The sequence below is a fragment of the Burkholderia sp. IMCC1007 genome (assembly GCF_027257875.1).
GTDB lineage: Bacteria > Pseudomonadota > Gammaproteobacteria > Burkholderiales > Burkholderiaceae > Burkholderia.
The window spans coordinates 1-10,105 of record NZ_JAPVQY010000111.1 but is presented as its reverse complement, the minus strand read 5'-3'; the positions used below and the strand labels follow the sequence as shown (position 1 = coordinate 10,105).

Annotated in this window: 6 protein-coding genes; 2 read left to right on the top strand and 4 right to left on the bottom strand. The window is 70.3% G+C overall.

Translation table 11 applies throughout. The annotated features are described in order from the left end of the window. Together O1Q03_RS39440 and O1Q03_RS39435 are read right to left on the bottom strand one after the other, a co-directional pair. A partial coding sequence (locus tag O1Q03_RS39440) for an amidohydrolase (protein ID WP_269511432.1) occupies positions 1-1,761 on the bottom strand: 1,761 nt, incomplete at its 3' end. Positions 1,762-1,923: 162 nt separating this feature from the next. After that, positions 1,924-5,202, bottom strand: coding sequence for an ATP-binding protein (locus tag O1Q03_RS39435; protein WP_269511435.1), 3,279 nt, complete (start codon positions 5,200-5,202; stop codon positions 1,924-1,926). 398 nt (positions 5,203-5,600) lie between these two features. Between O1Q03_RS39435 and O1Q03_RS39430 the strand changes: the two genes are divergently transcribed. Then, entirely contained in the window at positions 5,601-6,521 is a 921-nt protein-coding gene (locus O1Q03_RS39430) for a helix-turn-helix domain-containing protein (protein ID WP_269511429.1), read from the top strand. Positions 6,522-6,548: 27 nt separating this feature from the next. Here the strand turns inward: O1Q03_RS39430 and O1Q03_RS39425 are convergent, their stop codons facing one another. Continuing rightward, a complete protein-coding gene (locus tag O1Q03_RS39425; protein ID WP_269511426.1) occupies positions 6,549-7,550 on the bottom strand; it encodes an MBL fold metallo-hydrolase in 1,002 nt (333 codons plus the stop codon). Positions 7,551-7,776: 226 nt separating this feature from the next. Here O1Q03_RS39425 and O1Q03_RS39420 point away from each other — a divergent pair, with 226 nt between their 5' ends. Continuing rightward, complete coding sequence (locus O1Q03_RS39420; RefSeq protein ID WP_269511423.1) at positions 7,777-8,676, top strand: LysR family transcriptional regulator; 900 nt, start codon at positions 7,777-7,779, stop codon at positions 8,674-8,676. Between the two features lie 22 nt (positions 8,677-8,698). Here the strand turns inward: O1Q03_RS39420 and O1Q03_RS39415 are convergent. Continuing rightward, a partial coding sequence (locus tag O1Q03_RS39415) for an alginate export family protein (protein WP_269511420.1) occupies positions 8,699-10,105 on the bottom strand: 1,407 nt, incomplete at its 5' end.

Here is a 10,105-nt window from a genome sequence, read left to right as displayed (position 1 = left end):
CGCCGCGGTCGCGCGCCGACCGTCGCGCCCGTCGGCGCCGGCAGCCCGCGCGCCGCCACTTTCGGCGACGGGCGACCATGCGGGACTGACGGGCGGCAGCGGCGGCGGCGCAAGCGGCGAGAATTCCTGTTCCGCGTGCACGACCTTGCCGTCGACGACCGTCAGCACCGACGACAACCGCGGGATGCAGTGCACGTCGATCGTGAAATAGTCGTCGCTCAGCACCGCGAAATCCGCGTAGCGGCCGGGCACCAGCGCGCCCTTGCGGTCGTCCTCGCTCGAGAACCATGCACTGCCGACGGTATAGCGGCGCAGCGCCTCCATCCGGCCGAGCCGGTTGCGCGCCGGGTACAGCGCGGTACCGCCCACGCTGCGCCCGGACACCATCCAGTACAGCGCGACGAACGGGTTGTAGCTGCCGGCGCCCATCGCGCCGGAGCCCGCACCGACCGGCAGCCCGGCCGCGAGCATCGCGCGGATCGGCGGCGCGCGCGTGGCCGCCGCGGCGCCGTGGCGCGCGATGAACGCCTCGCCCTGGAACGCCATGCGCGGCTGGATGGTCACGCCGCCGCCCAGCGCGGCGACGCGCGCGATGTTCGCATCCGAAATCGTCTCGCACCGGTCGAAGCACCAGCGCAGCCCGTCGAACGGCATCTCGCGATTCACCGCCTCGAACACGTCGAGGAAGCGGCCGATCGATTCGTCGTACGTCGCATGCAGCCGGAACGGCCAGCGATGACGCACCAGCAGGCGCACGACGGCCGTCAATCCGGCTTCGATCGACGCGCTCAGCTCGGCGCGCGGTTCCAGAAAATTCCCAAGATCGATCGCGGAGAACAGCAGCCGCTCGCCCGCGCCGTTCGCGCGCAGGAACGCGTCGCCGTCGCCGGGCGCCGTCAGCGCGACCCACTGCGCGAAGTCGTCGAGTTCGCGGCCCGCGTGTCGCGCGCCGAGGTCGTACGCGATGCGCAGCGTCAGCTCGCCGCGCTGCGCGAGCGTCATGATCGCCGCGTAGTCGTCCGGATACGCGAGGCCGTCGCCGCCGGCGTCGATCGCGCTCGTCACGCCGACGCGGTTCAGCGCGCGCATGAAGTGCCGCGTCGAGTTGACCCGGTCGGCCGCATCGAGCGCCGGCGCCTGGGCCAGCGCCGCGAACAGCACCTGTGGATCCGGGCGCGCGAGCAGCAGGCCGGTCGGCCGTCCGTGGCGGTCGCGCCGCAGTGCTCCGCCCGGCGGGTCCGGTGTGTCGCGGTCGTAGCCGAGCGCGCGCAGCGCGGCTGCATTCAGCCACGCGCTGTCGGACAGATGCTGGACGAACACCGGCGTATCGGGCGCGATCGCGTTGAGCTCGGCAGCCGTCGGGCCGCGCTTTTCCGCGAACTGCAGCGCGGTCCAGCCGCCCGCCACACGCGCCCACTGCGGCGCGGGCGTACGCCGCACCTGCCGGCCGAGCAGCTCGAGCGCGTCGGCGAGCGACGGCACGCCATCCCAGCGCAGTTCGAGATTGAAATTCATCCCGCCGCGGATTGCCTGCAGGTGCGCGTCGATCAGGCCCGGAATCACGGTGCGGCCGTTCAGATCGATGCGGATCGTCGCGTCGTGCGCATGGCGCAACACGTGTCGATCGTCGCCGGTCGCGACGATGCGCCCGTCCTTCACGGCCAGCGCGCTCACGAACGAGCGCTGGTCGTCCTGGGTCGCAATCTTGCCGTTGAAGACGACGAGATCCGCCGAACGTGCGGGCTCCGTCGCTCTAAGCACTATCGGGCCTCCCGTGCGCGCATGCGCGCGACACGCCGCGGGCCACGCACGGCGGCGCCGCACGCGAGACGGCGGCAAAATCGTACGCGCCGCCCGACGCCCACGCTGCGGCGCGCGCGCCGCGGTCGCGCGGCCGCATTGCTGCACCGGATTCGCGCATCGTCATGCCGCCTGCTGCGCCGCGTCGGCGCTGTCGTGTCGCGCGCGTGTCCGGCCCGGCGCGGGTGGCGCGTCCGCGGGTGGCGCGTCCTGACGGACGAAGTTCTGCACGCGCAGCAGCCGGCGCACGTCGTGCGCGCGCGAATGCGGATCGAAGTGTCGCGCGACGCGGGCCACCAGCGTCGACGCGTGCGCGGTGCGTCCGCGCTCGATCAGATGATCGGCGAGATCCAGCGTGCTGCGCAGCGCCCACATCGCCGCACCCTGCGCGTTTGCGCTCTGGATCGCCATCTGCAGATGACGATGCGCGTCGGCCTCGTACGCAATCGCGACATCGGCGGTCGCGGTACGCGCCTGTTCGAGCATCACGACACCTCTTACGCGCAGCAGTTCGGGCACGAACAGATGCTCGCCGTGCGCGCGGCAGCGCGCGAGCGTCGCATCGAGCCGCGCGCGTGCCTCGGCCGCGCGGCCGGTACGCACGAGGCCCTCCGCACACGCGACGTTCAGCGGCGCGAGCAGGCGCCGGAATCCGCTCGCCTCGACGCGCTGCAGCGCGGGTTCGAGCCGTGCGAGCCCCGCGCCGGGATGACCAGCCTGGATGTCGAACTGGCCGGTCAGGCATTCGGCATGATTGCGCCAGATGTCGAAGCCGTGCGCGCCGGCGGTCGCGCGCAGCGTCGCGAGATAGTCGGACGTGATGTCGTGGTCGCCGTAGCGCAGCGCGATCGGCACGGCGGCCGCGCCAAGCACGACGCACAGCGCGAGCGCCGACGGGCCGCGGCGCGCGCATTCGACCGCTTGCGCGGCGATGCGCATCGCGTGTTCCGGGTCGCCCTGGATCCACACGAGCCGCGTGAGCATCGTGCGCGCGAGTGTCGCCATGTCGACGCCCAGCGCGGCCTGCGCGCATGGCGGTTCGCCGGCGTCGGCGAGTTCGGCCGTCGCGGCTTCCAGCCGCTCGCGCGCCTGCGCATGCTCGCCGAAGTAATGCAGCGACGTCGCGACCATCGCGTTCGCGAGCAGCCGCTGCGATCGGTCGCCGCGCCGCTCGGCCGCGCGCTCGAAGCGCGTCGCGTAGCGCAGCGATTCGTGTATGTCCGACAGCGTCAGCATCGTGTTCCACAGCCCGACCAGCGCGCGCGCGTCGAATGCATCGTCGCCGATGTGCGTCGCAAGACCGAGCGTGCGGTCCCACATCGCGGCGGCGGCGAGCGCGTCGCCGTCGGTATGCAGCAGCGCCGATGCACAGGCCGCCCGCAGCCGCATCTCGCGCGCGGCATCGACCGGATCGGCGGCGTCCGTGTCGAGTTGGGCAAGCACCTGGCGCGCCCGCGCCGCGCATTCGCGCATCCGCGCCGGCTCCAGCAGCGCGCGCGCGAGCAGGTCGGGTTCGGGCACGCCGCCGGCCGCGGCGGCGTCAGCCGGTTCGATCGCGGCCGCGTCGGGCGCTTCGAGCGGCTGGATATCGGCCGGCTGCATGTCGGCCGGCAGCATGTCGGCCATTTGCACGTCGGCCATCTGCACTTCGGCCATGTGCACTTCGGCCATGTGCACATCGGCCATGTGCACATCGGCCATCTGCACTTCGGCAATCTGCACTTCGGCCGTCTGCACATCGGCCAGCTGCGCATCAGCCATCTGCGCATCAGCCGTCTGCGCATCAGCCATCTGCGCATCAGCCATCTGCGCATCAGCCGCCTGCGCATCAGCCGCCTGCACATCAGCCATCTGCACATCAGCCATCTGCGCATCAGCCGTCTGCACATCAGCCATCTGCACATCAGCCATCTGCGCACCCGCCAGCTCCCCCGCGGCCGACACTGCAACCACAGCCACGCGTGCCTGCGCATGCTCGCGCTCGTACTGCGCGTGTCGCGCGGCGACGCGCTCGAATTCGCCTTCGTTTTGCAGCTTTTCCAGCGCGTACGCGCGCGTCGACTCGGTCAGCCGGTAGCGCGCATACGCGCCGTGGAATTCGACGGTCACGAGCGACTTCGCGACGAGTTCGCCGAGCACCGCGATCATGTCGACGGCCGACGTGTCGGGCTCGGTCGCAACCGCGCGCGCGGCATCGAACGTAAATGGACCGATGAAGCAACCCATTCGCCGGAACAGCGCGCGGGCCGCCGGATCCAGCAGCACGTAGCTCCAGTCGAACGTCGCGCGCAGCGTCTGGTGACGCGGCAGCGCCGAGCGCAGCCCGCCCGTCAGCAGGTTCAGCCGGTCGTCGAGGCGCGACGCGACGATCGCGAGCCCGAGCGTCGCGACGCGCGCCGCCGCGAGTTCGATCGCGAGCGGCAACCCGTCGAGGCGCCGGCAGATGTCCGCGACGAGCCGCACGCCGGCGTCGTCGACCGCACAATCCGGCGCGGCCGCGCGCACGCGTTCCAGGAACAGCTCGACCGCGGAACAGCGGACGATTTCGTCGGCGGACGCGTTGCCGTCCGGCACCGCGAGCGGACTCATGCGCAGCACCGCTTCGGCCGAGATGTGCAGCGGCTCGCGGCTCGTCACGAGCACACGCAGCGGCGCGCAGCACGACGTGAGCGTTTCGACGAAGGTCGCGACCAGATCGACGATGTGCTCGGCATTGTCGAGCACGAGCAGGCAGCGCGACGCGGCGAACGCGTCGCCGATGCGGTCGATGGCCGGCACGTCCTGCGTATCGAGGCCGAGTTCGGCGGCAAGTGCGATCAGCATGTCGTCGCGTGTCGATGCGCGCGCCAGTTCCACGAACAGCACGCGCTCGCGTGAACGGCTGCGCACGTCGTGCGCGACGCGCACGGCGAGGCTCGTCTTGCCGATGCCGCCGGCGCCGACCAGCGTGACGACCGGCGCGCGTTCCAGCAGGTCGACGATCTGCGCGATTTCGGCGTCGCGGCCGACGAGCGGCGCCGGCGGCGGCGAGACCACGGTCTCGGGTGGCACCGCGGCGGCGGACGCGAGCACGGTCGCGGGCGCTGGCGCCGGTGCGGGCATCGGCACGGACGACGCGCTCGCGACCAGCAGATAGCCGCGGCCGGGCACCGTCTTGATCAGATCGCGGCTCGTGCCGAGCGCCTTGCGCAAGGTCGCGACGTGCACCTGCAGGCGATTTTCCTCGACGATCAGGCCGGGCCAGACCGCGTCCATGATGTCGTCTTTCGACACGACCGAACCGCTCGCGCGGTGCAGGACTTCGAGGATGTCAAGCGCGCGTGCGCCGATGCGCAGCGACGCGCCGTGACGGCGAATGTCCCGCTGCTCGAAATCCACCGACAAAGTTCCGATCTGGATCATGGCCGCCTCCGGTCCCTCGGGATGACCGCCGTATGAACGCGGCAGTTCACCCGGCAGGAAGTCAGCGTCCGGCGCACCCGTGCACCGGACGGAAATTGTCGAATTCGGGACCGAGTGTAGACGGGCAGCCACCGAAAATCTTGAAGGAAAATGCACTGCCCGCGCATTCCGGGCAGGCCCGACCGGCACGATCGCTTGCGTGTAAAAGTGGGGCGCTATACTCTGCCGGTCCGCTGGCGCACGGGTTGCGCCGCGACACGCACTCGCTGCGCACACGCATTGAAAGCAATTTGTCAGGATGCCGAGCGGACGTTTATGCAAATTCATTCTGAACGTCCGCGTGCGCATCTAAACTGGACTCGTCATTTCGCGCTCCGAGTCCCTCGCTGGGGAATTCCATGTCAGACTCCGTCATCGCCGCGCCAGTGGCATCGCCTCCGGCGCGGCCGAAAGACACGCTCGGCTGCGTGTCGAGCCTGCTGGCGAAGGATGTCGAGACGACGTCCGGCGGCCTGAAGCTCCACCGCAAGTGCATGCGCGACGCACATGTCGAACATATCGACATGCCCGCGTGCGACCGCGGCTTCCTCGTCGGCGTATCGCTGAACGGCGGCCACCGCCGTACGCTCTATGGGCGCGCAGGCGCGAGCGAGCGCCGCTTCCAGCATCACTCGATCTACATTCGCGATTTTTCCCGTCATTTCCACGCGGACCTGTACGGCAACTTCGACTTCGTGCTGGTCGAGCTTCCCCACACGTATCTGGCGCGTATCGGCCCCGAACACGGCGGTAGTCCGGTCGACGGCCTCACGTGCCGCCTCGATGCGCGCGACCCGGTGCTCGGCCATCTCGCGCACGCGGTCGCGGACAGCCTCGACGCATCCGGCCCGCTGAACGCGCTGTTCATCGAGCAGATCGGGCTCGCGATGGGCACGCACCTCGTGCACCGCTACGGCAACGTGCGCACGCGCGAGCTCGAAAGCAAGGGCGTGCTGTCGCCGGCGAAGGTGGCGCTCGCGAAGGAACTGCTGATGGAAAAGGCGGACCTCGGCGTGTCGATCGAGGAAGTGGCGAACGAATGCGACCTGTCGCGCGGTTATTTCATCCGCGCGTTCTCGCGCACCACGGGCCGCACGCCACACCAGTGGCTGCTCGAACAGCGCGTGATGCGCGCGCGCGAGCTGATCGAGACGTCCGACATGACGCTCGCCGACATCGCGATCGCGTGCGGCTTCGCCGACCAGAGCCATCTGAACCGCGTATTCGCGCGGATCGTCGGTCATCCGCCCGGCGCGTGGCGACGCGCACGGTCGCGCTGATGCGCGACCTCGACGCGCGCCATGCCGTCACGGCACCGGCGTCGCGTCGTAGTTGACCGGCACCCAGTCGTATTGCGCACCGTCCCGGCGCAGGTGGCCGAGCCCGGGAAACGCGATATGCGCGGCACCGACGAGATAGCGCCGATCGGCGACGCGCTTCAGCGTGTCGCGCCGCGTGCGGCGGGCGGCGCCGGCGTCGCTGTCGTACTGGACCGTCGCGTCGACGTCCCGCAACTGGATCGCCGCCACGTGCACGATGTCGCCCCACGCGAGCAGGCCCGCATTGCCGCTCTCGATGAGATAGGCCGTATGGCCCGGCGTATGGCCGGGCATCGGCACCGCGCGAATGCCGGGCGCGAGCGTCGCTTCGCCGCGAAATGTCTTGAAGCGGCCGGCCGCGACGTAAGGCGCGACCGCCGCCGCGGCCGCATCGAAAAACGACGCGAGGAACGCCGGCGCTTGCGCCTTGTTGGCGGGATCGAGCCAATACGCGGCCTCGACGGCGTTCACCCGCACGACGGCATTCGGAAACGTCATCGCGCCGTTCGACACAATGCCGCCGACATGATCCTTGTGCAGGTGCGTGAGCAGCACTTCGTCGATCTGCTCGGGCGCATAGCCGGCCGCACGCAGGTCGTCGAGCAGCTTGCCGCAGCAGTCGCCGTACAGCGTGCCGGCCCCCGCATCGACGAGGATCCGCTTCGATCCGGTATCGACCAGGAACGCGTTGATCGACCCTTGCACGGGCGGCTCCAGGAATGCACGGTCGAGGTCGCGGCGGATCTCGGCGTTCGAGATGTCGCGAAACACCGTATCGACCGGAAACGGATGCGTGCCGTCCGACAGCGCGATCACCGTGAAGTCGCCGATCTTCTGCCGGTAGAAGCCGGGCGGTTGCTCGCCAGCAGTGGACACGGAGGCCGGCGCCGGCGCCTGCGCGAAGACGAGACATGCGGGCATGCCCGCGCACGCGGCGACGAGCAGCAGGCGCGCCGCACGTGCGGCGAATGCGTACCGGGGTATGTTCATGGGATCTCCGTGGCGAGCCGTGACGTGTCATGCGAGCGGGCCATGGATCGAACGATCCTGCCCGACCCGCGTTGCCGCGCAGCTTACCGGCCAGCGCCGCGGAAATCCTGAGCGATGCCTGAATTGTCCTGAAGACGCGGCGCACGCACCGCGGCAAGCGCACCGCCCGGCGCTAGAATGCGAACCGCATGCAACGCGACGTTGCGACTCCCACAAGGGCCACTCCATGGACAAATTCTCCGCGCTGCGCGCCTTCGTCGAAGTGGCGGAAGCCGGCGGCTTCTCCAGCGCGGGGCGGCGCCTCGATCTCGCCGCGTCGTCGGTGGTGCGCGCGGTGGACGCGCTCGAGGCGTCGCTCGGCACCGTGCTGCTGAACCGCACGACGCGACAGGTGACGCTGTCCGACGCGGGCACCGTCTACTATGCGCGCGCGAAGCGCGTGCTGGAGGAACTCGCCGACGCGCTCGTCGCCGATCGCGGCGACGAGCCGTCCGGGCCGCTGCGCGTGTCGGTGCCGGTCGCCTACGGGCTGCGACGCATCGCGCCGCACGTCGCCGCGTTCGTCGCGCGCCATCCGAAGCTCGACGTCGACCTGCAACTCACCGACGAACGCGTCGATCTCGTGTCCGCCCGGATCGACGTCGCGATCCGGCTCGGCGACGCCGCCCCGACCGCCGACGTCGTCGCGCGCCCGCTCGGCACGTTCCACCGCTACGTGGTCGCGAGCCGCGCCTACCTCGACACGCACGGCACGCCCGCGACGCCGGGCGAGCTGGTCGATCATGCGTGCCTGCGCTTTCACTTCGGTGTCGACCAGCAGGCGTGGACCTTCGCCGACGCGCAAGGTGCGACGCAGGTGCACGTCGCCGGACGGCTGAAATCGAATCACAGCGAGGTGCTGCGCGCGGCCGCGCTCGACGGCGCCGGCATCGCGCTGCTGCCCGACTGGCTGGTCGGCGCGGATATCGAAGCGGGCCGCCTGCAGCGGCTGTTCGACCGCTACGACGTGACGCCGGGCTCCGCGCGCGCGGTGATCACCGCGCTGTACCTGCCGAACCAGCGCGGCTCGAAGCGCGTGACCGCGTTCGTCGATTTCGTCGAATCGCTCGCGCGCGCGCAGCCCTGAAACGCGCGGCGCGCGCGCCGCGTCACCAGCCGAACTTCGCTTCCATCCCGACGTAATCGGCGTTGCGCGCGCCGAGCGCGCGAATCGACGAGCCGAGCTGGAAGTGCACGGCCTCGAGCGCGAGCGCGACGTTCGCGTTCACGAGCCAGTCGACGCGCGCCTGCGCGTACATCCCCGTCCACGCGCCGCCCTTGCCGGCCGTGCCCGGCACCGCCGACATCCCCTGCCCGTAGATCGCGTCGGCCGTCGTCTGGCGCCACTGGAAGCCGACGGCGGTGAGCACCGTCACCGAGCTGGCCGGCTTGAACGTCAGCGACGGCTTCACGTGGATCAGGTTGCTGTACCCGGTATAACCGGCGAGCGTGAAGTAATAACCGTTCGGAAACATCGGGTTGAACGTGCCGACGCGTCCGTCGCCAGGATGCGCGTCACCCGATGCGCCGTCGACCTGGATGCCGATGCGCGGCGTGCCGGCCGTCTTCGCGAACGTGTAGCCGCCCAGCGCGCCGAACGCCCACGCGCCGATCGTGTCCTGGCCGATGTGGCCCGTCTGCAGCATCGCCTCGACGTCCCAGTCGAGCCCGTCGGCCTTGCCCGCGTAACGCATGTCGAACACGTCGCGCCGCTCGGTGCCCGATGCATCCGGATAGCGCGCGTTGTCGCGCGTGTAGCGCGACCAGTACGCGGACAGATCGCCCGGCCCCGTGCCGTTACGCTCCACGCGCACGCCGTCGAAGCGCAGATGCCGGTTCGACACGTCGTCGAACGCGGCGGCGTCGCGATACTGCACCGGGCGCGTCACGTAGCCGATCAAGCGCCATTTGCCGACTTCGTAATCGGCCCACAGCGCATCGTATGCCTGCCGCACGTTCGGGCCGTCGCGCACCGACACGAAGCGCTGCAGGTCGAACGCCATCTCCTGCCGGCCGATCCGCGTCTTGAACGTGCCTGGGCCGAACTGGTCGACATACGCGACGAACGCCTGCTCGATATCGAGCTGATCCTTGTCGACCGGGCTGACCGTGTCCTTGCCGAACGGCCGCGCATCGACGAACTGGACGAACGCCTGAAAGTGCCCGCGATAGCGCAGGTCCGCATGCACGTTCGCGCGCTGGATCACGTAGTTGTCGTCATGCGCGGCGCCGAGGCCGAACAGCGGCGCGTTGTTCAGTTCGAAGCGCTCGCGCAGGTTCGCGCCGAGCGACAGGTAGGTCGACGGATCGTCGCCGAGCGGCACGTATTTCAGCGCGTCGAACGGCTTGCGCGGCACGCACGGATTCGCGAGCGCCGACCAGTCCTCCTGCCAGCGGTTGAACGACACCGTCGGACGTTTCGCGGTGCACGTCGCGGCAGCGGCCGCCGGTGACGCGGCCGCGCCGGCCGCGTCGGCCGACCCCGCCGCGGCATCGGCACCGGCGGCCGTACCGGC